At 50.9% G+C, this 24256-nt stretch carries 18 protein-coding genes; 1 reads left to right on the top strand and 17 read right to left on the bottom strand.

Features of this window, described 5'->3' with window-relative positions:
• From nuoG to FPE01S_RS00775, 17 genes are all read right to left on the bottom strand, one after another.
• On the bottom strand, positions 1-2682 hold the full coding sequence (gene nuoG, locus FPE01S_RS00695; RefSeq protein WP_046367045.1) for an NADH-quinone oxidoreductase subunit NuoG: 2682 nt from the start codon (positions 2680-2682) through the stop codon (positions 1-3).
• Positions 2663-3967 (bottom strand): NADH-quinone oxidoreductase subunit NuoF, encoded by a 1305-nt coding sequence (gene nuoF / locus FPE01S_RS00700; protein ID WP_046367046.1) that lies wholly within the window; start codon positions 3965-3967, stop codon positions 2663-2665. The genes nuoG and nuoF overlap by 20 nt, the downstream gene beginning before the upstream one ends.
• Positions 3960-4493, bottom strand: a complete 534-nt coding sequence (gene nuoE / locus FPE01S_RS00705; protein WP_083990096.1) for an NADH-quinone oxidoreductase subunit NuoE — start codon at positions 4491-4493, stop codon at positions 3960-3962. Before nuoE ends, nuoF begins: the two co-directional genes overlap by 8 nt.
• 20 nt (positions 4494-4513) lie before the next feature.
• Positions 4514-6256, bottom strand: coding sequence for an NADH-quinone oxidoreductase subunit C/D (gene nuoC / locus FPE01S_RS00710; RefSeq protein WP_046367047.1), 1743 nt, complete (start codon positions 6254-6256; stop codon positions 4514-4516).
• 24 nt (positions 6257-6280) lie between these two features.
• Positions 6281-6919 (bottom strand): NADH-quinone oxidoreductase subunit B, encoded by a 639-nt coding sequence (locus FPE01S_RS00715; RefSeq protein WP_046367048.1) that lies wholly within the window; start codon positions 6917-6919, stop codon positions 6281-6283.
• Positions 6891-7340, bottom strand: a complete 450-nt coding sequence (locus FPE01S_RS00720; RefSeq protein WP_046367049.1) for an NADH-quinone oxidoreductase subunit A — start codon at positions 7338-7340, stop codon at positions 6891-6893. Before FPE01S_RS00720 ends, FPE01S_RS00715 begins: the two co-directional genes overlap by 29 nt.
• Positions 7341-7377: 37 nt before the next feature.
• On the bottom strand, positions 7378-7809 hold the full coding sequence (locus tag FPE01S_RS00725) for a CBS domain-containing protein (RefSeq protein WP_046367050.1): 432 nt from the start codon (positions 7807-7809) through the stop codon (positions 7378-7380).
• Positions 7810-7973: 164 nt separating this feature from the next.
• Positions 7974-9614, bottom strand: a complete 1641-nt coding sequence (locus FPE01S_RS00730; protein ID WP_072053931.1) for a glycoside hydrolase family 31 protein — start codon at positions 9612-9614, stop codon at positions 7974-7976.
• The gene (locus tag FPE01S_RS00735; RefSeq protein ID WP_052955420.1) at positions 9611-11149 is read right to left on the bottom strand and encodes a DUF4832 domain-containing protein; all 1539 of its coding nucleotides are present in this window, start codon (positions 11147-11149) and stop codon (positions 9611-9613) included. Before FPE01S_RS00735 ends, FPE01S_RS00730 begins: the two co-directional genes overlap by 4 nt.
• A 37-nt stretch (positions 11150-11186) precedes the next feature.
• Positions 11187-12059: a PKD domain-containing protein gene (locus FPE01S_RS00740; protein ID WP_046367051.1), complete on the bottom strand. Its 873-nt coding sequence runs from the start codon at positions 12057-12059 to the stop codon at positions 11187-11189.
• 11 nt (positions 12060-12070) lie between these two features.
• Positions 12071-13582 (bottom strand): RagB/SusD family nutrient uptake outer membrane protein, encoded by a 1512-nt coding sequence (locus tag FPE01S_RS00745; RefSeq protein ID WP_046367052.1) that lies wholly within the window; start codon positions 13580-13582, stop codon positions 12071-12073.
• Between the two features lie 10 nt (positions 13583-13592).
• Complete coding sequence (locus FPE01S_RS00750; protein WP_046368515.1) at positions 13593-16856, bottom strand: SusC/RagA family TonB-linked outer membrane protein; 3264 nt, start codon at positions 16854-16856, stop codon at positions 13593-13595.
• Positions 16857-17049: 193 nt separating this feature from the next.
• Positions 17050-18276, bottom strand: a complete 1227-nt coding sequence (locus FPE01S_RS00755; RefSeq protein WP_052955421.1) for a FecR family protein — start codon at positions 18274-18276, stop codon at positions 17050-17052.
• A gap of 88 nt (positions 18277-18364) precedes the next feature.
• Positions 18365-18958, bottom strand: a complete 594-nt coding sequence (locus FPE01S_RS00760) for an RNA polymerase sigma factor (RefSeq protein WP_046367053.1) — start codon at positions 18956-18958, stop codon at positions 18365-18367.
• Positions 18959-19019: 61 nt separating this feature from the next.
• On the bottom strand, positions 19020-19637 hold the full coding sequence (locus FPE01S_RS00765) for an NUDIX hydrolase (RefSeq protein ID WP_046367054.1): 618 nt from the start codon (positions 19635-19637) through the stop codon (positions 19020-19022).
• A gap of 761 nt (positions 19638-20398) precedes the next feature.
• Entirely contained in the window at positions 20399-21370 is a 972-nt protein-coding gene (locus tag FPE01S_RS00770) for a bile acid:sodium symporter family protein (protein WP_046367055.1), read from the bottom strand.
• Positions 21367-22926 (bottom strand): hypothetical protein, encoded by a 1560-nt coding sequence (locus tag FPE01S_RS00775; protein WP_046367056.1) that lies wholly within the window; start codon positions 22924-22926, stop codon positions 21367-21369. Before FPE01S_RS00775 ends, FPE01S_RS00770 begins: the two co-directional genes overlap by 4 nt.
• Positions 22927-23087: 161 nt before the next feature.
• On the opposite strand from FPE01S_RS00775, the gene FPE01S_RS00780 reads away from it, so the two are divergent.
• Entirely contained in the window at positions 23088-24254 is a 1167-nt protein-coding gene (locus tag FPE01S_RS00780) for a 2-isopropylmalate synthase (protein ID WP_052955422.1), read from the top strand.
• The last annotated feature ends 2 nt before the right edge of the window (positions 24255-24256 follow it).

A 24256-nucleotide genomic window follows, 5' to 3' on the forward strand; every position in this document is an offset into this window, starting at 1 on the left:
CTATTTTTTCACTATTTCCACCCAGCTCCCGAAGGGGAGCACTGGCATTGCCGGTAGTCCCGCCGGGACCACTGCAAGTCCGTCAGTGAGCGTTTCTGCTATTTTCAAAGGGAGGGAATATGCTTTCCCCATAATTTGAACCACCATGGTGCTGCCTGTTGTCGCGTTCATTGCAACGGCGTCTTGCATGGATAACGCGAGATAAGGTTCAGGCGAAAGTTCTGCAATACCACGGCTTTCCATACTCATTTCACCTGAACCAAGAAGATGATAAGCAGGAAGTAACAACCATCTTCCCCTTCTTGCTGAGAACGCTTCCGGCATATCTGTAAAAAAGTCGCCACGGGGTTCGGCGCTTTCGTTCAACACCCTTACTCCCGGGTTTCCGCCTGTTAATTTACCGCCTGGTATTTCCTGGTATTTGTTCAGGGCCTGAACGGAATTCCACCCCGGTGCCCAGTAAAAGGGAATAATAGCTGCCGGAGGTATTCCTTTGTAACCCTCCATCGTGAATGACAGTGGCGCGTTGTTGTCCTGGTGCGGTTTGGGTTCGCTTACCTGCAAATGCGCCCACATCGCGGTACGTCCGCTATACCGGTGTGGTTCCCGGGGAACAGCTTCACCATGGATCCGGAAACCGGCTGCCGGTGCTTCCGTGCTTATTCCTGCGAATTGCGACAAACCCTTTTCAATCATTGTATGCAACTGGTCAATTCGTTCATTTCCTCCGCCAATTCGTTCCAGCCATTTCCAACCTTCAATAACATTGTTGTTCTCGGGTGCATATACCTTGTAAAATCTTTGTATCCGGCCTTCATTGTTCACGAAACTGCCGTCCCCTTCTGCGAAACTGGCCGATGGAATCAATACATGAGCACGTTCCGTGGTGCGGTTGTGCAGCACATCAAGCACTACTATTTTTCCACACTTTGAAAAAAACATTTCAGCTTGCTCTTCCGGCAAACAGCGATAGATATCCTGTTCTGCGACAATGACCGTAGTGCCGGTATTTCGCTCCAGTCTTCCCAATGCTTTTTCGAAAGACGGTGCCTTTGTCAATGCAAGGCCCATGCTGTTGCATTCGGGCAAAACATAGGAAATGCCCACCTCCTTCCCCATCCGCTTCAGTGCCCATGCGATATTATAGGCAGCTTTGAGAATTGCTTCATTGCAAGCCGAGATACCGCTGATGATTGCTGGCTTCCGGGCAAGTGACAAGGCCAGTGCAATCTCCCCGGTCCTTGCTGTCAATTCATTTTCCTGTTTTGAAAGTGGGGGAAGTGATGGGTCCAGGTGAGCAGCTATTGCATAACCCATTCTTGCGATATCGTCAGGCGCTGCCTGCACGTGGTGCGTAGCCAGCTTATCCAAAGGCGATCCGCTCGTGCCGGCATTTGCCAGGTAACCTCTTGCTTCCTGGGTCAGTTCTCTAACGGCAATATCATTCCAGGAAGGCAGGGATATCTGCTGCACGGTTTGTGAAAATGCGGTCTTCATAACTGATTGCCTTACCGTCAATGCCATTATGGGGGCTGTGTTCCAGATATCTTCTCCCAGTACCAGTATTGCATCAGACGACTCAATATCCCTGAGCGAATTACTGCGCAGGGTGCCTGATTCAAGAATATCAGTTACTCTTTTTTGCAGGAATGCCGTATCCTCATTAACACCCTGGTAAAAATTATCAATACCCACTAACTGCATCAGCGAAAAATTGGTTTCGACGGATGCCCGCGGTGAACCAATACCGATGATGTTCCCATTGCCGGTCAGGTGGCGCAGATACTCCAGCAACTGGTCTTCGCTTACAGCGTCCACCAACCGGCCACGAATAAGCGGTTGCCTGATCCTGTTCTCGCTATTGACAAATTCATATCCAAATCTACCTTTGTCGCACAGGAAATAACCATTCACCTCGCTATTGAAACGATTGGTAATGCACCGTATTTCTCCATACCGCTCTCCTGCAAAAATATTACAGCCCAGGCTGCAATGCGGGCAAACGGAACCTGCATTGGTGAGATCCCACTTACGGGTATAATGGGCTTTGAGTGTTTTATCGGTAAATACGCCGGTCGGGCAGATCTCGGCCAGGTTACCGCTGAATGGGCTTTGGAGCACGCCTTCCTTTTCCCTGCCGAAATAGATGTGATCATGGGCAGCATATACATTAAGATCCTCCCCGCCGGCAATGTCCCTATAGAAGCGTACGCAACGATAACACTGAATGCAGCGATTCATCTCATGATGGATAAACGGGCCAAGGTATTGATTCTGATAAGTTCTTTTCCTGTATTGGTAACGGCGGTAATCGTGACCCGTCATTACCGTCATATCCTGCAGGTGACAGCTTCCCCCTTCATCGCATACCGGGCAATCATGCGGATGGTTGGTCATCAGCCATTCGATCACCTGCTCCCGGAAGGCCTTTGCTGCAGGATCAACGATGGAAAGCCGCAGACCTTCCTTCACCGGCTCCATGCAACTCATTACAAGCCGTCCCCTCGTATCCTGTTCATCTTTGAATACTTTCACAGCACATTGACGGCAGGCGCCGACACTGCCCATGGCAGGATGCCAGCAAAAATAGGGCAGGTCAAAACCCAGCGCAAGGCAAGACTCCAGCAGATTCTTGCCATCCCTTACCTCGTAGTCCTTATCGTCAATGCGTATGGTTGGCATACGGGCATTTTTTCTGTTCAATGTGTTTCTCAAACTCCGGCCTGAAATACTTCAGTGCACTTTGCAGCGGTTCCATTGCCCCGGGAGCGAGTGCGCAAAATGTGTTACCCGGACCGAGGAACTTCGTATGCATGTCCAGGAGCTCCAGGTCTTCCTTCCTTCCCGCTCCCTGCTCAATGGACCAAAGTATCTTCTCCACCCAGGGAATCCCTTCGCGACAAGGGGTGCACCAGCCGCAGCTTTCCTGTGCAAAAAAATGTTGCAGGTTATGAACCATTCCAACCGGGCAGGTCTTATCATCCATAACGATCATGGTCCCGGTTCCGAGGCGGCTTCCTGCAGCAGCAACAGCGGCAAAATCCATTTTTATGTCGAGATGATCGCCGGTCAAAAAATCTGTAGAAGCACCACCCGGCAGGATCCCTTTCAACTGGTAGCCCGGGAGCATACCACCTGCATGCTCCTCCAGCAATTCGCGGATAGTAGTCCCCATCGGCAACTCCCACGCACCCGGGTTCCTGACTTTTCCGCTTACGCCGTAGATCTTTGTTCCGCTGTCTTCACTGCTGCTCAGGTTCCTGAACCAGGTGGCGCCATTGTTCACAATATGGGGAATACAGGAAAGGGTTTCAACATTGTTGACAATGGTGGGTTTCCCAAACAATCCGCTGATCTGGGGAAATGGAGGTTTTGCCCTTGGTGTTGCGCGTTTTCCCTCCAGTGCATTCAGCAACGCAGTTTCCTCTCCACAGATGTACCTGCCTACTCCGGTATGCAGGTAGAGTTCGAGCTTATAGTCGCTGCCGGCAATATGCTGCCCCAGGTATCCGGCGGCATATGCTTCTTCAAGGCATTTCTTCAGCAGGACAGCCGCACTGCGATAGGCCCAGCGCAAAAAAATATACGAGATATCGGCCTGTATGGCATAGGCCGCGAGGATCATTCCTTCGATGAGTTGGTGCGGGTTCCCTTCCAGCAGAAGCCGGTCTTTAAATGTACCCGGCTCCATTTCATCAGCATTGGCGATGAGGTATTTTCTTTTGGGGGCTTCGGGTCCCATGGGCACCAGGCTCCACTTCGTGCCCGTGCTGAAACCAGCGCCGCCGCGCCCCTTAAGCTTGCTATCCATGACCAATTGCTGCAATTCGGCAGGAGTCATCGACTGCAGCACTTTCTTCAGCGCAGTATAGCCACCTATCGCCTCATACTCTTTCAGACCGAGCGATGCACCGTTTCCTTTTATATATTGTGTGAGTGGCGTTTCCATACCGGCCTGGCTATTCATAATGTTTTAAAATCCCTTCCAGTTCCATAGGCTTTACATCTCTGTACAAGTCATCGTCAATCATCAACGCAGGTGCATGATCACAGCAACCCAGGCAGCAGTTGGGTAGCAATGTAAAGCGGTTGTCGCTGGTGGTATGCCCGAACTCAATGCCGAGCCGCTGCTGCAGTGACCTGTATAGTTCCGTGCAGCCCATAATATAACAGGATACGCTGTCGCAGAGCAGCATCACGTGCCGGCCCACGGGTCTGCGAAAAATCAGGTTGTAAAAAGTCGCCACACTGTCCACTTCGGCCGCATTCATGTCGAGGTACCTGGCAATCGCATCCAGGCTTTCGTCACTTACCCACCTTCGGTTTTGCTGTACTATTTTCAGGGCTTCTATAACAGCCGCCTTCCTGTAGGGTACCAGGCTGATTTCGTGATCGATCAGGGCTCTTTCAGCAACAGACAACTCCGTACCCCCCGGTTTTGCACTGGAGGGTTGTTGTATTGATGCATTTGTATCAGCCTTATTTTGTGACATCGTCAATTGGTTGAATGAATCTATCTGTCGATATCCGCCAATACGTAGTCCACGCTTCCCAGGATAGACAACAGATCGGCAACAGTATATCCCCTGCTGATATACGGCACCATCTGCATATGCGGAAAGGATGGAGTACGGATCCTGACCCTGTAAGGTGCCGTGTTGCCGTCGCTGACCAGGTAGTAACTATTGGCACCCTTGGTAGCTTCAATACAACTCATGGCTTCCCCCGCGGGAATTACCGGTCCCCAACTCACGTTCAGGAAATGCGTGATCAGCGTCTCGATATCCTGCATGGTATATTTTTTAATGGGTGGTGTGGTCAGGGGATGGTCAGCCTTATAATCACCTGACGGCATATTGTTGAGGCATTGTTCAACAATGCGCAGACTTTGACGCATTTCCTCCACGCGCACCAGGGAACGTGCAAAACAATCTCCCTCCTGAGCGGTGGGAATATCGAAGTCGAACATTTCATAACCGGAATAAGGACGTTTCTTCCGGAAATCCCAATCGCATCCGCAAGCCCGCAACCCCGGGCCGGTAACGCCCCATTCGAATGCTTCTTCGCGTGTATAGATGCCGATTCCCCTGGTGCGCGCTTTAAATAAACTATTGCGAATCACCATCTTGTTATAAGTGGCCAGTTGCTTTGGAAAATAATCGATAAAATCACGAACCAGTTTGTGCCATCCGTCCGGCAGATCCTGGGCGACACCACCAATGCGGAACCAACTGGGATGCATGCGCCCGCCACAGATCGCTTCGATGATATCGAATATCTTTTCCCGGTCGGTGAACATGTAAAACACCGGGGACAACTGACCGAGATCCTGCGCAAAAGTGCCAAACCAAACGAGATGACTGTTGATCCGGAACAATTCACAAAGCATTACCCTGATCACCTTCACCCGGTCGGGCACTTCTATCCCTGCCAGTTTTTCAACCGCAAGGAGATAGGCAAGGTTGTTCATCACGCCACCCAGGTAGTCAATGCGGTCTGTGTATGGGATATAGGTATGCCAGCTCTGTCTTTCTCCCATTTTTTCGGCGCCCCGGTGATGGAATCCGATCTCCGGAACGGCGTCTACAATATCTTCACCATCGAGTTGTAGCACGATGCGCAAAACGCCATGAGTGCCGGGGTGCTGCGGCCCTATGTTCAGGAACATATAATCAGCATCATCACTTTGCGACTTCATGCCCCAGTCTTCCGGTTTGAAACGCAATGCCTCCTGCTCGCGGTCCTGCTTTTCGTCCCATAAGCGGAATGGCCCCATTTCTGTTGCCCGTGCCGGATGTTCCTTGCGCAGGGGATGTCCCTCCCAGCTCATCGGCATCAGGATGCGCTGTAAATGGGGATGGCCTTCGAACCGGATACCGAACATGTCGTACACTTCGCGTTCATACCAATTGGCATTTCTGAAGAGGGAACAAATGGACGCCAGGGATGGATAGTCACCGTCCAGCGCCACCTTGAGCCGGATGAACTGATTGTTTCGGAAGGAAAAGAGATGGTAGAGTACGGTGAAATCATCGATCAGGCTATTGTCTTTCCTGGCGCGGTCGCGTTCATCGATCGCAGAAAGATCATACAGCATCAGAAAGGCAAGTTCGGTTTTGAGGACCCGGATTACGGGCACCAGCGCTGTCTTTGGAACCCATACCGTTAATATTCCATCAACAGTTTGCTGCCGGTAAAACGCAGTATCGCTGAAACGCTGCTGCAGTTGCAAGAGTATGTTATCAACATCCTCCATCACTGATGATTCAACTTTTAATACCTACACTTCGTCAACGCCACTGATATTTATCATAGTCCTCCGCTCTTCTCGTTTCCTGTCCTTCATGGAGGTTAAATCCGGCCTGATGATACCCTGTTCACCGATTGTCCAGCTCAATGGGCGCCTTTCCTTACCCACAGCTTCCCCCAGGAGGATCAGACCCTGCATAAAGGCATCGGGTCTGGGTGGGCAACCGGGCACATAAACATCTACAGGAAGAAATTTGTCTACACCCTGCACCACGCTGTATATATCGTACATGCCACCGCTGTTTGCGCAACTGCCCATGGATATCACCCAGCGGGGTTCCATCATTTGCTCATGCAGCCGTTTAATGATGGGTACCATTTTGATAAATACGGTTCCGGCGATAACCATTACGTCAGCTTCCCGCGGTGTGCCGCGGATCACTTCAGCGCCAAACCGGGCGACGTCATATTTGCTGGTAATACTGGTGGCCATTTCAACGAAACAACAACTAAGGCCAAAATGAAAAGGCCACATGGAGTTCCTGCGTCCCCAGGCCACCAGGTCCTGCACGGTAGTGAGCATGATGCTTTTCCCGGCAATATCATCGATGCTGCCGGAACCAGCGATCTTTGCTGTTGAATCACCCGCCTTGCTCGACCACCACTTCATTTTTTCGTTTTATCTTTTTATATGCCTCCAATATCTTTTTTGAATCAGGGCCAATATCAAGCGCGCCGATGCCCCACTCATACACCAGGATAACCACCAGTTGAAATATGAAAATAGCTGCACCGATATATCCCGGCCAGCCCAGCTCATAAAAACCCAGCGCCCACAACATAATGAACACGGCTTCTACGTCGAAGATTACAAACAACATGGCTACCAGGTAAAACTGCGCGGAGAACCGAAGGCGGGCCGATCCACTTTGTTCGATCCCTCCCTCATAGGGCTCGGCAGTAGCCCGATCGGAATGGTGCTGTCCCAGCAGGTAAGAAAGGGAAAGAATAGCAGCGAGTAAAACCACTACAATGGCTGCATACAAAAACAGCGGCCATAAGGGAATGTTATGGATATCATTTTCCGGCATATAACAATCACTTCACACAAAACCGCTTCCATGCAGCTTACTGGGTGATATAATGTTCCAGGTGCTGGATAATATAATCCTTCTGACTGATAATATATTTCACCACATCACCAATGGAAACGATGCCTACCAACTCACCATCGCTTATTACGGGCAAATGGCGGATGTACATATTTGTCATCAACTGCATGCATTCTTCGATCTTGGTGTCTGGAGTTACAAAAACCGGGTCGTCGGTCATGATGTCGCGAACGAGAGTTTCTTTGGAGGAGCGTCCTTTGAGGATTACTTTTCGTGCGTAGTCGCGTTCTGTGAAAATTCCGTCTGGCCTGCCGTTATCCTCCACCACTACGAGCGCGCCTACATTTTGATTTTCAAGCGCTTCTAGTGCTTCGTACACATACATATCAGGGCTCACGGTATATACCTGGCAACCCTTTATGTAGAGTATGTCCCTAACGGTATCCATGGCAAACACTTAAAGAACAATCGCACTATTAAGTTAAATCATTTTTATGAATAAAAAAAGGAAATAGCAAAGAGCCCGCGTCCGGGCCCTTTGCATGGGTTATCTAACCAATAGACTACTACGCAATCATCTAGACAAACGACATGCGTAGCATTCTTAACATTTCATGTTGTTCTTTTGAAACAGGGGATCGTGTTCAGCGTCACTTTCAGTTCGATGGTCTCGCCCCCCCTGTACACTTTTCCACTTTGTATTTCCTGCCAGCGACCTTTCGGCAGTTTAATTTTCCGTACTGATCCCTTCTCCAGTACAGGCGCCACGAGGTAATTGTCCCCCAGCATGAACTGATCTTCCACCCGTTCAAATCCCTGGTGCGGAAAAACAAATTCCATGCTGCGCAACACGGGCATTCCTGTTACCGCAGCTTCCCTCGTGTACTTCATGATTTCCGGAAGCATTTGCCGCCGCAACGCCACTGCATTTTTTACAGCCTGCAGCTGGCTGCTGTCCAGCACCCGCCAGGGTGCTACAGAGAACTGCATCATCGGCATGAGCGCATGACACTGCGCAGAGCGTACAATCAGCTCCTGGTCCAGTTTATTGTTGTTGAGAAAAGAACTGAAGTCACCGCCACCGATCATATCCGGACAAACAAAAGAATATCCCAGTAGTCCAGCCAGGCTGGCATGCGGAATCAGTTTGCGTACATCCTCCCAGGTGTGGTATTTGTCGCGGAGCCGCTCCACCAGGGGCTGCCCGCCATTCTTCCACATCGCCCGGTATTCATTCATGGGGTACAATAATCCTATCCTCCCCCAGCGCTCACATTGTTCATTGGCACCGATTTTTTCCCTTGACAAAATATTTCCCAGGTAGAATTCCGCATCGCCTGCATCAAACTTAAACCCATCGATGCCATACTGCTGCTGTAAACCATCCAGCTTTTCCCTCATCCAGGTTACCGCATCAGGATTACTGCCATCCAGCACAGCGCTGTACCCGTTCCACCAATGAACAATGGCAGGATCAACTGCATGCTGCCATTGCAGGGTATCTGAGCCCTTGCTATCAAACAGTACAATTCTTTTAGCCAACGCTTCGCGGAATGCTTCGGTATCGGGACTCAAAAAAGGGCAGACCCAGAGCATCACTTTGAAACCCATACCATGTAGTGTGCTGATCATTCCGGCAGCATCGGGAAACCGGTCTTTCCGAAAACTGAAATTGCCATAGTATGGAAACCAGTTGTCATCAATCATCAACACACCCGGCGGGAAACCATTTGCCACGATGTCACGGGCATATCGCAGGATGTCTTCCTGGTTCTGGTTATAGATCAGCTCGATCCAGGTATTGTATTGCGGGGCGGTAAACAAGCTGGTATCAGGCAACCTGCCGGAAGCAGGAAAAAACCTTGCGGCCGCTTCTCCCCAGGCATCTTTCAGGCTTCCCCCGGAAGCGGTATACAAGGCACCTGTTCCAGTGAAACTGATGCTCAGGATATCCCCCTCGCGCTTCACCGAAAACGGCTGATCCGACCATACATATCTCCCGGCTGACGACAACAGCAACGGCACTGCCTGGTTGCCTGACACATCGCCGTTCAGCTGAATGAAAGCCCCCGGTTGCAAAGGCATGTCATGTGCCCTGTTGACTGCTGCTCCCCACCAGCACTCCCCTTTCAACAAGGGAATATGCAAGGATTGCTGCCTTGCCTGCTGCGCCAACAACGTCGACACTCCCCCTGCAACCATGGCCAGCAACAACAGCCACGCTTTCAGAAAATTCAATTGCGGTTTCATCATTGGATCGTCAGGGTTGCTGCCAGTTTGTTATATCCCGTCGTTTCTTCCCAGGTATTCTCATTCGCCAGCCGGATGGCATATTCCGGTCTTGCTGCAATGGAAGCATATTTATCCGGCAGATAAAGAAAAAGATCGTATGTGCCCGCCGTCATCCCGGAGCTGGTAACAATTGCCTCTTCCACGGCAACCGGACCTGTATACCATTTCCGCACATCTCCCGAAAGATCAAATGAAAACTCCTCTCCTGACTTCTGACTGCGCAGGATGAGCTTCAGCGGCCTTTCATTAAAGGGAGAAGCGTATCCTTCATTTTCAAGTTCAAGCGTAAAGCTGTAGCGGGTACCGGCCTTTACGGGGTCTTTCGGGAAATATCCCTTTTTCAGCACGAACCGGTAGCCCAGGTTCCTTTTGATGGCATCCATACAACCACCATCCTGCCAGTCGTTGTTCACGTCATTGTTGTAGGCGCAGTTCAGGTAGCTGTAATGCAGGGTGCGCATTTCTGTTTGCGCCAGGCCGGCATTTTCGCAATCATTCTGCGGACTGTAAGCGTCATCACAGGTTTCGCCACCCACTGCCACATAACGGTTATCGGCAGCTGCATAGGCCTTTAGTACGCTGGTTGCAGCAGCACGCGGTGAGGATGAGTTGCCGTAGTCGGAATAGGTACCATAGTCATCGGCGCTGGCAAGGAAACAGTCGTTGTGCATGCCAATCCTGGCCTTGTCCGTTCCCGTAAAGGCTTCTGTTTCGGCAAGTGCTGCAGAAGACACCGGTGCATTGACACCGTAAACAAAACGCTGTTTCAGCTGCGGATACCTTACCTGTACCATCCGGTCTGCCGGCAACGCATCGAGCACTGCCCGCAGAATCTCTGCCCGTACCTCCCAATCCGCATCAAACAACTGCGATTGCCCGTTGGATGACGCATCGCCGAAATGATCGGTATAATAGTTCTCACCCCAGGTGCCAATAAAGCCAAGTTGCAAACAGGCGATCACATCGGCATTCTCCTGCAGCAGGGGCTTCAGCTGTGTTATATGCTGCAGCACAACTTCTTTGGAGGCGTCACCGTACGGCGGACAAATAAACCCTTCCGGGCAGTCGCCTGCTTTCGGAGATGTCGTATAGGTAAATCGCGGAATTGCTTTTAACCCGGCTTCCCGGATTGCAGCAAAATCTGCTTTTATCTTTTGCAGCAGCTCATCCGGCAGGGGTTTATCATTCAGACCATCCAGTACAAAATACCGGAACACCAGGCTGCTCATTACTGAATAGTTACCGCCGTCCGCCTGCACAGCGGTTCGCCAGCTTTTCAGGGTATTGACATCCAGCGGTGAATAATTGTCTGCATGCGTAGCGGAGTAGCGGTAGAAACCGCGTTCCGGGTTTACCAGATCTGCTGTGCTTGCCGTGTAAACGATGGTATCTGCCGCCGGAGGAATATACAGGATCGGTTTTTCAATCTTATCGCAGGAAGCGATCATTGCGAACAGCAGCAATTTGCTGATGACGCGCAAACAGGTTATCGACATGTTGCCGCTTTAGCTTTTAATAATTTGTTATGGCGTCTTATTCGCTCATGTCGAGCATGAAGGAAGCCGTTGTAATATCCGGAGTGGTGCCCACTACCGCGCTCCAGTCGTTCTTGGTCAATGACACGCCGACTTTAATGGCCTTGTTCACCAGGCCCTTCAGTTTGGCACGTTTGATTCCCATCTCAAATCGGAGCGTTGGTCCATCCTGTACGACAGTACCCACTTCATAGAACTCCGCAATGCCCTGCCAGGCCCAGGACCAGCCGGACTGGTTGGCGCCCCCGGTAAAATACATAGGGTCAAACCAGCAGTTGCAAAACACATCCCCTTCAATGAGCACATCATTGCCGGCTCCGGCAAACATCCAGGAGAGGTAGCCGGTAGCGGGAGAATTGTCTGTATCGAGATAGAAGTCAAACACATTGCCCGCGGCAACAGTGGAGGTCATTTCGAAATAAAAGAAAATATAATCGCTGTTGTAATCATATTTCGTCTGCTTCATGATGCCGCCGCCTGCCCCTGAAACAACAACATTGTGCGCCACTGTATCCCAGTCTGCCAGGGAATTGTCTTTTAGTTTTACGGCAGATGCTTTTGAAATATTGATCACGGTCGATCCTTCAGCAATCGTTCCATCAGCAGCAGTGGCATAGAGTGTCGGAACATACTTGCCCTTGCCGGGATATTCGTGCGAAGGGCTTTCTTCCGTGGAAGTGGTACCATCGCCAAAATCCCACTGGTAGGAAGCAGCGCCGGTCGTGGCATTGGTGAATTTTACCGTATAGCCGTCCAGCGCGACGGAATAGAACACATCCGGTGCAACCGGGGCGTCATCTTTGGAGCAGGCGCTCAGGCCGCAAAGCCCGAGGGCGATGCCGGCAAAGGTGATATATCGTTGGAGTGACATCTGGTTAAATTTTAAGGATTCTGTGTACAAAGGGTGTTGGTCTGTACTTCATCGATCGGGATGTAATAGATGACCCGCGGATCGGTGGGTGGCAATATCATATTGGCGTAACCGGTTGGCGTCTTCGACAGATCGATATCTGTTTCTTTCAGTCCCGGAAGGTGATATCCCCAATAGGATCTGTCCATGCTCATGTTGTTGCGGTACACATCAAAGACCCTGTGTCCTTCAAATGCCAGTTCTATCCTTCTTTCATTCAATACAGTTTCGAGCGCTGTCTGCCCGGCAGGCAATTGCTGATCATACAACGATCCTTCGAGTCCGCGGTTCTTGCGGATCATGTCGAGGTCATCCAGCGCAGCGGCAGTATTGCCCTGTTTGGCCAATGCTTCCGCACGGTTGAGGTACATTTCCGCCAAACGGAACATCACCGGTGAACTGAGTGTCGGGCTATTGTTCTGCCCGGAGAATTTGGAGATATACCAGGTTTCCAGGCCGTTTTTCTTCACCATATTGCCATCGCCGTCTTTCAGCGGGATGATATAAGACCAGCGGACATCTTCCTGGTGTTCGTTCATCAGGCTGAGCAGTGACGGCGATGCGAATTCCTCTCCCCATCCGGAGTTGCCATCGGAATAAATCATGGACGCAATGGAGCCGAATTTGCCATAGTCGTCTATTGTTGTAAAGGCGATGCAGAAGATGGTCTCCGTGCTGGCAGCTGCATTGGAGAACAGTGACGGGAAGGTGGCAGCAGTAGCCAGGTTGAAACGGCCGCCGTCAATTACCTGACCGGCATATTTGGCTGCATTTTCATTGTCTTCCTGGTACAGGTATACCCGGGAAAGCAATGCCCAGGCGGCTTCCCTTGAGGCATACTGCACCCCGCGCTGCTTTTCCATCAGGTCTGCGCCTTTCTGTGCGTCTGACAGGATCGCATCATACACTTCACCCACGGAGGATCTTTCCTTCAGTGCAGCATCTGCAGTGGATTGCCGGAGTATAATTCCAGGGGAAGATGGATCCTGCGTATAGGGCCTTGCAAAAAAACGCACCAGGTTGAAATTGCAGAAGGCGCGCAGGAAATAACACTCGCCGAGCAGCTGGCGGACGGTGGGGTCATCGCTGTTATTCTTTTCCGCTGCTTCAATCACCGTATTCGCATCATTGATGATCTTGTAGGATACATACCAGAAATAACGGGTATTGGTCTGCGCCGGAGAATGGTCAAGACTGAAGCTGAGGAACAAAGGATCGGTAGTTACCTGTCCGCATACAATATCGTCGCTGGCAAAATCAGAAAGATGATAGTATTGGCGGAGATACATATTGTTCTGGTTGGTGGTGCCGCTGAACACGATATGATCTTTGAACAGGGCATAGGCGCCGTTGACGGCATTGGTGAGACCTTCCACCGTTGCGGTGAGCGTTTCTGTAGCGAGTGCGTCACTCGGAGCTACATCCTTGATGCATCCGTTGAGCAGGATGCAAAGGAGGCAAAGTATGGTGATATGATTTCTCATAACTGTTTTTTTAGAACCTGAAGTTGATGTTGAGTAAAAACTGCCGGTTGTTCGGATACTTGAAATCTGAAACTCCCGGTGTAACATATTCTCCCGGTGTAATGGTCGTCTGCGGATCCTGGCCGAGGAACTTCGTGAAGGTGTACACATTGTCTGCCGTAACCGAAACGGTAGCCCCCTGGAGTTTTGCCCGCTTAATAAAATGCTGTGGCAGGTCATAGGACAGCGCGATATACCGGATGGCGAAATAGCTGCCGTCTTTCAGGTACCGGGTGGATGTTTGTGTGGAGTTGGCAGAGTTCTGCGGACTCGGATTGGAAGCAATGTCGCCGGGCTTTGTCCAGATATTGTAACCGGAAGGCAATACGATCTGGTTCATGTAAGGCTCACTGCCATCGTTCATCACAAAACGCAGGTTATTGCTGAATACCTTGTTGCCATACATATAATAGCCATTGATGGTGAATGTCAGGTTGCGGTAACGCAGGGAGGTCCCGATACTGCCCTGGTATTGCGGTAATGCTGATCCTACTTCCTGGAAGGTAGCTGCTGCATAGTCGGACGTAGCTTCCTTGCCCACATTATTGCCCTGGCCGTCTTTCACCACTTTCTCCCACAGCGGGGCACCTGTCTGCGGGTCAACGCCGAGCCATTTGGGCATGTAGAATTCGTAGAGATTGCCGCCTTCGCGATAGATCTGGCTGATGGGCCAGGCGCCGGTTGTTTTTACAATCTCATTGGGGAAATCCTCCAGCTTGTTGCTGTTGAAATTGATGTTGAAATCAGTTGTCCACTCCCAGTCTTTCGTTTTGATGTTGATCGTGTTCAAACCGATTTCGATACCCTTGTTGATGATACGCCCTGTATTCTCCCAGCGCTGTTCAAAACCAACGGAAAGGGGTTGCGGTGCCTGCAGCAATAAGTCGCGGGTATTGTTGTTGTACACATCGACTGTAAGGTTAACCCGTTTGAACAGGCTCAGGTCGACGCCGGCATTCAACTGGTACTTGCTTTCCCAGGTCAGGTTCGGGCTCGGCAATTGCAGTGGTGTGGCGGCAACGGTGGAGTTATATTGCGTGGTGAGGGAATACAATCCGAGGTAACGCGATGCACCGATGTCCTGTGTTCCCGTAACGCCGTAGCTTAAGCGAAGTTTGAGATTATCCACCACACGCCTGTCCTGGTAAAAGTTCTCGTTGCTCACCATCCAGGCTGCGGAAATGGAAGGGAATGATGCATAACGGTTGTCTTCCGGGAAGGCAGATGATCCGTCGATCCGGTAGGAACCGGAAAGGAAATAGCGGTTGAGGTAACTATAGTTCACCTGCGAAATGAAGGACTGGATGGAAGTCTGGTTGTTGGCGCCCCTGGCGATGATATTATTAGACACTACATTCAGCACGTCCAGCCCCAGCGGAAGACCGCGTCCTGAAGCACTCATGTAATCCGACTTTCCGCCTTCCACTGCCACACCGGCCAGGCCGCTGATATTGTGATCTCCCTTAATGAAACTGAAACGCAGCAAATTGGTGGAAATGCCCCCGTAATAGTTACTTTTTGTTTCTTCCAGGAAGCCATCACCGTGATAGGTGCCGGCAACTGTCGGCGAGAAATAATTGGTAGAGCCGCCGAATCCTGCGCTGAGGCGGTTGGTACTGACGAATGCCAACCATTTGGTGATCTGAATATTCAGGTTGAAATCATAGTTGACATCAAAATTCCGGTAAGGGTGATCAGAATTATTGATCGTATGCAGGGGATTGATCTTGTCTCTTGACCACCATTTGAACGGCGAATTGCCATCAACATACAGGGGATTGCCCGCACTGTCGCGGGGATTGTCCCACGGCATGTTGAGATAGGCATAGTAGATATCCATGTAGTCATAACTCCTGCCATTGGACGTGCTCAGGTTAATGTTGTTCGTCATGCTGATCTTGTCCGTAAAATGGTAGGTCGTATTGGCGCGGAGGTTGAGGCGCTGGAAATTTGTTTTCAGGAAGGTGCCTTTCTCGTTGAAATACGACATGCCGACGTAGTAGTCTGTTTTATCTGACTTGCCTGACATGGACAGGAAATAGTTCTGAACGAGCGCGGGACTGAAAATTTCATCCAGCCAGCTGTGATCCTGGTCTTTCAGTTCTTTGGGCCGCTCTTCTGTGAATTTGAGCAGATCGATCTTATAGGAATTGTCTGATGCAGAAGGGTTATAATCGCGGTAGAATTGTTTCTGGTATTCGTACACCTCGGAGCCATTCATCATTTCCATCCTGCCATAATCGGGCGTGCGAACACCTGTTGTTGCCTTTACATTGAAATTGAACTTGCCGGCTTTCGCTTTCTTCGTCGTGATGATGATCACGCCGGCATTGGCCTGTGAACCATACATGGCTGTGGCACCCGCATCTTTGAGTACTGTTACATTCTCCACATCATTGGGGTCATAGTTGCCGCCGATGATTCCATCCACCACAATGAGCGGGCTCTGGGAAGCATTGACGGAAGATATACCGCGAAGCCGCATTTCTGACGTGGCGCCCGGAGCACCGGAGCTTCTCACTACCTGCAGCCCGGCTACTTTACCCTGGAGCATGGCACCGAGGTCATTCGTCGTGACGTCTTTCAGTTTCTGTTCGGGAACAACGGTTACTGCGCTGGTGATTTCGCTGCGTTTTTTGTTGCTGTAGCCTACCAGGATGACTTCTTCAGTAGTGCCTTCCTGGAGTTTCAGGGCGATGACGAGTGGTTCCGTTTTCGGCAATTGCACTTCATCATTCAGGTAGCCGACAAAGGAAATTACCAGCGTGCCTTTGTTTTCGGGAAGATGCAGTTCGAATTCACCATCATTGCCGGTAGTCGTGCCCCTTGATGAACCTTTCAGGTTAACGGAAGCGCCCGAAAGCGCACGGCCCTTATCGTCGGTTACCCGCCCTTTGATCACAATGTCGGCGGGTGGCGAGGGCGCAGCAATGAGCGCTTCGCTCTTGCGTTTGATAATAATGGTGTTGTTGCGGATACTGTAGTCGAGCTGGAGCCCCTTAAAGCAATGGCTCAGGGCATCCGTGACAGGCACATCCTGCAGGTTGACGGTGATTTTGGGAATGTCTCTAAGCATTTTTTTGGTGTAGAGAAAGCCTACACCGGTTTGCTTTTCAATTTCCCTGAACACCTGTTCAATAGGCGCATCCTTAAGGGTCAGCGAAACATTCTGGGAGAATCCGTTCGCGGAAACCTGAAGAAAGGCAGCAGTTAGCAATATGAAAGTCAATTTCATTGCTTTCACCGTTTGGTTAGCAAGCAGTTTGGGACGCTGCTTACTGCATTTTAGAAAATGCATACATTTGCAGTGTTTGGTTAACGAATAAGTGATCCTTCGACAGTTTTATTTATTCAACAGCTAAATATTCGCCGGAAATGTTCGCAGCATTTCCGGTTTTGTTTAGTTGATGCCTGGTTGATCTGCCAGCCTACTTCACTACGATCTTTTTCCCCTCGATTTCAAAGCTCACGGTATGTGTTTCGCCCAGCATGCTGAGTATCTCCGACACATTGGCTTTCCGCGATATCACCCCCACAAATTCTTCGCCTGATACAGGTCCCTTATATTCCACTTTTACATCGTACCATTTTTCGAGTTGGCGCATAACGGCCTGGATGCTGTTGCCCGTAAAAATGAATTTGTCATGCTTCCACGCCATCGTTTCTTCCAGGTCGGGATGAAACTGGAGGTTGACCTCGCCATTCTTGCCGATCTGTGATTGCTGCCCGGGTTTCAGCAGGTATTTCCGGTCGCCTTTTTCCAGCGGCTTCACGGCAACGGAACCTTCCAGCAGGGTAACTGACATAACGGGTTCATCGTCGTAGGCATTCACATTGAACCGGGTTCCGAGCACCTGAACCTGCGCTTCGCCTTTAGCAACGCGGAAAGGCCGTGCAGCATCATGTGCCACTTCGAAATACGCCTCGCCGTCCATTGTTACATTTCTTTCTTTCCCGATAAAGGCGACCGGGTAGGTGATGGATGAACCGGCATTCAGCCAAACCCGGCTGCCATCTGCCAGCGTGATGTCCACCACGCGGCTGCCTCTCGGGTTCACCAGGGTATTGAACATGGGCTTGTCGGTTTCGCCCTGGTACACGATGCGGCCGTCATCCAGCTTGATCACCTGTACATTGCCGATAGCAGTCAGTGTGCCTTTGCCGGCACTGTCCAGCCCGATCTGCTGGCCATTGGCCAGGTTAATGGTAGCAAGGCTGGCTGCCGGGGCGGCTACATCGGTGTGTTTCGCTATGGGCTGCCCCACAGCGGGTTTTTCGATCACCTGCCTGGGTTGCAGGTAAAACCAGGCGGATGCTCCTGCCAGGATAATTACCGCTGCTGCTGCATACCACCAGGTGCGCCGGAAACGGCCGTGGACTACTGTGCCGGCTTCTTCTGGAATGTCGAACGCTGAATCGTGTTTATCGACAGATAAGATCCCCGTCAGCATGTTCTGCCAGGCGCTATCGGAGGCATTGACAAGAGGTGTCCGGATCTGCTGCCGCTCGAAATAGGTCCGGATCTGGTTCAGCACTACGGGGTCCTGCCCTTCCTTTACCAGTGCGGCCAGTTCATCACATTCGGTCGGGGTGATCTTCTCCTGCCGTATTCTTTCCAATAAATAGGTTACCCTTTCTTCTGAAGCACGATTCACGTCCTGAATTTTGATGAAGCAATAAGATGTTATATATAGTATGTTCCCTGGGAAAGGAAAACATACACATCTGTTCGAAAATATTTTTTCAGGGAAACAATACCAGAAGGATGGCGAGCGGAATCAGGATCCCGTACCGGGCAAGATAGTCTTTGATGAATTTACCCGAACGTGTGAGGGTATTGCGTACGCCCTGGATGGAGATGCCGAGGGCTTCCGCGATCTCTGCCGGTTTAAGTCCCTCGAGGCGGCTCATCTCGAAGATCCGGCGGCTTTGGGGCGGAAGTTCTTTAATGGCCTGGCGGATCAGCCGGTTGACTTCAGAAAGGTTGATCGACTCTTCGGTGTTGTGGGTTTCATCGGAATTATTCCCGGCAACTGATTTTACCCGCAGCTGAAGTGATTGCTTTTTGAGGTACCGGAAGGAAAGGTTGTAAGCGATCCGCATGATCCAGGCAGCAGGATTGTCTACTTCGGTAAGCCGGTCGCGGCCCAGCCACAACTGCAGGAACACTTCCTGCACAATGTCTTTTGTGGCGTGTTCGGAATTGACCACCTGGAAGACCATGCGGTGGACCCGGGAAAGGTAATGGTTAAAAAGTGCTTTAAATGCGGTTTCGTCTCCCTCTGCGATCTGATGGAACCATTCTTTTTCTTTATGTATTGAGGGATCGGGCAGCAAATTCTTCTCTTGATCACAAGTATACACAAATTAACCAAATGGTAATAAGGCCGTGCCGGTATCAGTCTACCAGCGTATGCGTTGCTCCTGCAATAGCATGGGCCGCCAATTTGCGGATCTGTTGTGCCAGGATCCTGTCTTCCGACATCATGGGCAGTTCGTCAAGCGGAAACCAGTTGATGTCAAGCACATCAAATCCCTTTTGCAGTTGCCCACCGGTAACTGCACAGAGAAAGATCAGCTTATACACATAGAATGCCTGTGGCGGGTGCGGATGCATTTTCTTGTCCCACACAGCCAGGAGGCGGACCGGGTCAACCTGCAATCCGGTTTCTTCCTGGCATTCTTTCACTACTGTCTCCCTGGGTGAATATCCTATATCGGCCCAACCGCCGGGAATGGACCATTTCCCGTCCAGTGCTTCCTGCACGAGCAATACTTTTTTATTGTCATCAGAAAGGATGAGTGCGCGGATATCGACTTTTGCAGTGGGGTAATCCTTAGGATGCTCGAACAGGTTGCGGAAGGATTCAGCGTCGCCGCCGGTGTATTCCTGCATGAGTTGCAGGGAGAGTTCTTTTATTTCTTCATAACGCTCACGGTCATACGGGTTCGCAGAGTACAGGAGCCCGGTGTCGGCGAGTGCGTTCAGTCTTTTGATCTTTTCCCACACGTTCATGGTTTCATTTTTTTGTTACGGCGAAGCGCCTTTCACGCAATTGTTTTTCACGCAAGGGCGCGGCGCGCCCCGCAAAGGTGCAATGGCGCAAAGAAAAGAAAAGGTTTATTGGTGGGAGTGCCGGGTAACGGACGGGCACACACGCTGATGTTTCTGAAGGCAAAACTAGTGCCTGGTTTCGAATTGTTGCAGGGATATGGGACGGGGTTGCACTTTTCCCGGGACGAGGTTGCACTTTTGGCGGGACGAGGTTGCACTTTTTCAGGGATGAGATCACAAAACCCTTGATTTCGCCTCTGTTCCCGGCCTTTGTTCCCTATGTAGAACCTCGCGTTGACCTCGGAATCCGAGGTGTTTGCCTCGGTTTTCGAGGTAAACCCGAGTACCCGGCGAGGTAAATCCGAGGTCCAACAGAGGTTGAACAGAGGTAGCAAAGACTTCGAAGAGTGGTCGGATCTTCCGGTTGGCCCCAATTTTTCTGGTTTGAAAAAAGCTTAAAAATGGTCTTATCCTAGTGTCAAACTAGTCTCTTCCCTATGTAAACCCACCCTTTAATACGAGAACGACACCAGGATAAGGCTATTTTGAGGCCAGTTTTAACCAGGGTTGGCACTACTGCCTTTCTAGTCCTGGAATAGCTATTCAGGTTAGCGCATCAATCCTGATTTGGGTTGACAACCAGGTTTGATTGAACTTTTGTGTCGTGGAACAACTTCTAAACGCCCCCACCTACGCTAAAGCTTCGGTGGGCACGTAAACAACTAAACCACTAAACTTTTTCTTTTAAACCGGCCAGCCAATATACTCACCAGCACAAGCTGAAGGGCATGGTAGATCATCAGGGGCAGCAGGAGTATGGCCGTCATGGGGTTGCCGGCGAAAAGGACCTTTGACATAACGGTGCCATGAACGAGTGATTTTTTGGAACCGCAGAACTGGGCGGTGATCGTGTCGGCTCGGTCCAGTTGCTGCCAGCGGCAGGCCAGCTGCATCAGGCCGTAGACGATCCAGAAGAGGGCTGCCATGGCGAGAAACAGGCCGATCAGTGCGGTACCTTCCAACGCATCAAATACATGCCGGTGGAAGGCATCGCAGAAGGCAGTATAGACAATGCACAGGATGATGGCCTGGTCAAAATACCGCAGTCCCTTTTTGTTCCTGTCCGCAAATCCGCCCCACCAGCGGTGAAGGATCATTCCCGCTATAACAGGAAGCAGCACCTGCAGCAGGAGCTTCACGATCACCGGGCCGAGATCGAGGGAACCGGGGCCGGTCGACAATGCGAGTTGCATCCAGAGCGGCGTAATGAAGATGCCCAACAGGCTGGAAATACTGGCGTTGAAAATAGCTGCGGGTATATTGCCGCCGGCAATAGAAACCATCACCACTGAGGAAGACACTGTACTGGGCAGGGCGGCCAGGAAATAGGCGCCCAGCCAGTATTGCTCGTAGGTTGTTTCGCGGAAAAACGGCCGGACTGCCAGCAGCAGCAAGGGAAATACAACAAAGGTGAAGGTCTGAACGAGCAGGTGCAGGCGGAAGTGGCCGAGACCGGCTTTTAGCTTTTCTGGACCCAGCTTGAGTCCGTACAGGAAAAAAATCACGGATACACCATAACCTGCCAGCGCTTCCAGCGACCAGGGCCCCTCTCCCAGTCCGCCTTCGGGCCACCATTTGGCCAGCAGGATCATACCCAGCAGCGCCAGCACAAAGGGATCCAGGCCGGTCTTCATACCTGTTGCCGCTTTTTCCGGTTGGCGAGGGCCTTACGCCGGATAATCTCCTGCACGGGAATTCCTTCCACTTTACTTTCCAGCCAGCTGATCACGTCGAGGTAAGAGAACGTTCGGGTCTCGCGAGGATCGTTTTCGTAAGGTTTGATCTTTTCCAGCAACTTTTTGAATTCAGTTTTAAGGTCTCCCCCTGAAAACCCGAAGGCTTTCCGGAGGAATCTGAACATTTCTTCTTCCACCACGCTGAGGCTGCCCATTTTCGCCATGAAACGGTAAACGGATTTGATCAGGTATTCCAGCAGGTCAAAGTTGCCGAGTTCATAATGGGCGATCAGGTGCAGCAACCGGGCATAACACTGGAGATCGGTGCGCAGGTCAACTTTCCGGTTGATAATCTTTTGCAGGTAGTCGATCGCTTTCTCATTGTTGCCGCTGCCGAAATACAGGCAGGCGATCTTGTAGTAAAATACCAGGATCCGGTGCCGGTCGATCTGCAGGCGGTATTCTTCGAGCTTTTCCTCCAGGTAAGGGATCAGTGCCTGGCCTTCCGTGAACGTGCCTTCCAGGAAGTGCAGGTTGATCTTGGCCTGTTGCCCGTAGACGAAGGCCTGGATGCGGTTATTGTCATTCGTCTGTACCACGTCCATTTGCTCGGCGGCAACGAACTGTTCCAGGGTTTTGCGGAACCCGTCTTCGTTGCGGAGGTCGAAATGGGCGCTCAGCAGGTTGTGAAGTCCCTTGATGTATTGCAGTGTTTCTACCTTGATCATCTCCGGGTACTTGTTGAACTGCTCCACCCACTTGGCGGTATACCGGTAGTACATGAGGAAATCCTGGCGGATAAAAGCATACCAGGTATAGCTCATGTAGGTGTACAACTGTTCGTAGAAACCTTTGACCTGAACGGATTCGGGAGGCATATGCTGGGCAAAGAAGGCGTCCAGCTCAGCCTCGTCTTCACGATTGCGCGCATGTCCGTGACGGATATACCAACTATAGAGCAGAAGAGACAAATTAGAAGTATCATTAATCCGTTGAATCCTCCTGGTCACCTCTTCTGATTCTTTTACGAGTGTTTCGGCGCGGTTTTCTTCACTACGGGTGATGTGGAGGGCTTCGATCTTCTTTTCAAAAAAAATGGCCTGGATCAGAAAGCTCATCTGGTTATGGGCCCGGGCCTGTTCCTTGAGCTTGTCAAGCATCTTGAGGCTTTGGAGATAGAGTCCCTTATTGTAAAGGATCCGGGCGTAGCCCATCTGCTCATGTAATTGAATATCAATGGCTTGATCGTCCCGCAGCAGGCGAAGGCTGCTCAGGATCTGGCGGTACAGGTGAGCTTTGAGGTTGCTCAGCTGAGATTTTTTGATCCCGGGAGTCTTTTTCAGCAGAATGGCTTCATCGTATTCCTGCATCTTATCGAGAGCGTCAAACAATTCCACCACCTTGAGGCTTTCTGCGGCGGAATTCCGGGTCATATAGAGCTTGAAATTCCGCTTTTCAGATTTCTCCAGAGACCTGATCAGTTGAAAAAGTGCATCTACAGATCTGTTGGGCATCGTAATTCTTCTTTATTAAAATCCTTGCCAGTATTGGGTTTCAGGGCATCCACCCCCCTTTTAAGGGTGTAAAAAAGCCCTTAATTTGATTTTAACCCCCACCCGACGATTGGTATTTTCGAAAGACAGGTTACTGATTTTCACAAACATAGCACACACTTATGGATCAAAAGATTTTCATTTTCGACACCACCCTTCGCGACGGCGAACAGGTACCCGGCTGCAAACTCAATAAAAAAGAGAAGATCGAGCTTGCCCTTGAGCTGGAAGCGCTCGGGGTGGATATACTCGAAGCCGGCTTTCCCATTTCCTCTCCGGGGGACTTTGAGGCCGTTCATGAAATCGCCACCCTGCTGAAAAAAGCTACCGTTTGTGGCCTGAGCCGCGCTGTACAGAAAGATATCGAGGTAGCAGGGGAAGCGCTGAAGCCAGCTGCCCGCAAAAGAATCCACACCGGTATCGGTACCAGCGACTTTCATATTAAATCAAAGTTCAATTCCAATCGCGAGGAAATCCTTGAACGTGCAGTCAAAGCCGTGAAATGGGCGCGTCAGTTTACCGACGATGTCGAGTTTTACGCCGAAGATGCCGGCCGTACCGCCAACGACTATCTCGCGCGGGTAGTGGAGGCCGTTATCAAAGCCGGTGCGACTACCGTAAACATCCCTGACACTACCGGGTACTGTCTTCCCCACCAATATGGAGAGAAGATCGCCTACCTCATTAATAATGTACCGAATGTGGACAAAGCAGTGCTGAGCTGCCATTGCCACAATGACCTGGGTCTCGCCACGGCTAACTCCATTGCAGGGGTGATTGCCGGTGCACGCCAGATCGAGTGTACCATCAACGGCCTGGGCGAAAGGGCAGGTAATACTTCCCTCGAGGAAGTGGTGATGATCATCAAACAGCATGGTCATCTTGGTTTCTTCACCGGGATCAACGCCACGCAGCTGAACCCGATCAGCCGCAAGGTTGCAGACACCATGCGGATGCCGGTACAGCCAAACAAGGCAATCGTAGGTGCCAATGCGTTTTCCCATTCTTCCGGCATCCACCAGGATGGTTTCCTGAAGGATACCACCACCTACGAGATCATTGCGCCTGAAGAAGTAGGTGCTGACAGTTCGAAGATCGTACTGACGGCAAGAAGCGGCCGGAGTGCCCTGGCCTACCGTTTCCAGAAACTGGGCCACAGCTTCAACCGCAATGATATCGACGCTCTGTACGAACAGTTCCTGGCAGTAGCAGATACCAAAAAAGAAGTGTACGACGAAGACCTGGAACAACTGGCCAAAGCCTACCAGGCAGCTTCTGTGACTGCATAAAA

The sequence above is a fragment of the Flavihumibacter petaseus NBRC 106054 genome (assembly GCF_000974785.1).
Lineage (GTDB): Bacteria > Bacteroidota > Bacteroidia > Chitinophagales > Chitinophagaceae > Flavihumibacter > Flavihumibacter petaseus.

Coding starts and splice junctions, on each gene's coding strand:
- nuoG (WP_046367045.1), bottom strand. CDS start 2,682: ATGCCAACCATACGCATTGACGATAAGGACTACGAGGTAAGGGATGGC.
- nuoF (WP_046367046.1), bottom strand. CDS start 3,967: ATGAATAGCCAGGCCGGTATGGAAACGCCACTCACACAATATATAAAA.
- nuoE (WP_083990096.1), bottom strand. CDS start 4,493: ATGTCACAAAATAAGGCTGATACAAATGCATCAATACAACAACCCTCC.
- nuoC (WP_046367047.1), bottom strand. CDS start 6,256: ATGGAGGATGTTGATAACATACTCTTGCAACTGCAGCAGCGTTTCAGC.
- FPE01S_RS00715 (WP_046367048.1), bottom strand. CDS start 6,919: ATGAAGTGGTGGTCGAGCAAGGCGGGTGATTCAACAGCAAAGATCGCT.
- FPE01S_RS00720 (WP_046367049.1), bottom strand. CDS start 7,340: ATGCCGGAAAATGATATCCATAACATTCCCTTATGGCCGCTGTTTTTG.
- FPE01S_RS00725 (WP_046367050.1), bottom strand. CDS start 7,809: ATGGATACCGTTAGGGACATACTCTACATAAAGGGTTGCCAGGTATAT.
- FPE01S_RS00730 (WP_072053931.1), bottom strand. CDS start 9,614: ATGATGAAACCGCAATTGAATTTTCTGAAAGCGTGGCTGTTGTTGCTG.
- FPE01S_RS00735 (WP_052955420.1), bottom strand. CDS start 11,149: ATGTCGATAACCTGTTTGCGCGTCATCAGCAAATTGCTGCTGTTCGCA.
- FPE01S_RS00740 (WP_046367051.1), bottom strand. CDS start 12,059: ATGTCACTCCAACGATATATCACCTTTGCCGGCATCGCCCTCGGGCTT.
- FPE01S_RS00745 (WP_046367052.1), bottom strand. CDS start 13,582: ATGAGAAATCATATCACCATACTTTGCCTCCTTTGCATCCTGCTCAAC.
- FPE01S_RS00750 (WP_046368515.1), bottom strand. CDS start 16,856: ATGAAATTGACTTTCATATTGCTAACTGCTGCCTTTCTTCAGGTTTCC.
- FPE01S_RS00765 (WP_046367054.1), bottom strand. CDS start 19,637: ATGAACGTGTGGGAAAAGATCAAAAGACTGAACGCACTCGCCGACACC.
- FPE01S_RS00770 (WP_046367055.1), bottom strand. CDS start 21,370: ATGAAGACCGGCCTGGATCCCTTTGTGCTGGCGCTGCTGGGTATGATC.
- FPE01S_RS00775 (WP_046367056.1), bottom strand. CDS start 22,926: ATGCCCAACAGATCTGTAGATGCACTTTTTCAACTGATCAGGTCTCTG.
- FPE01S_RS00780 (WP_052955422.1), top strand. CDS start 23,088: ATGGATCAAAAGATTTTCATTTTCGACACCACCCTTCGCGACGGCGAA.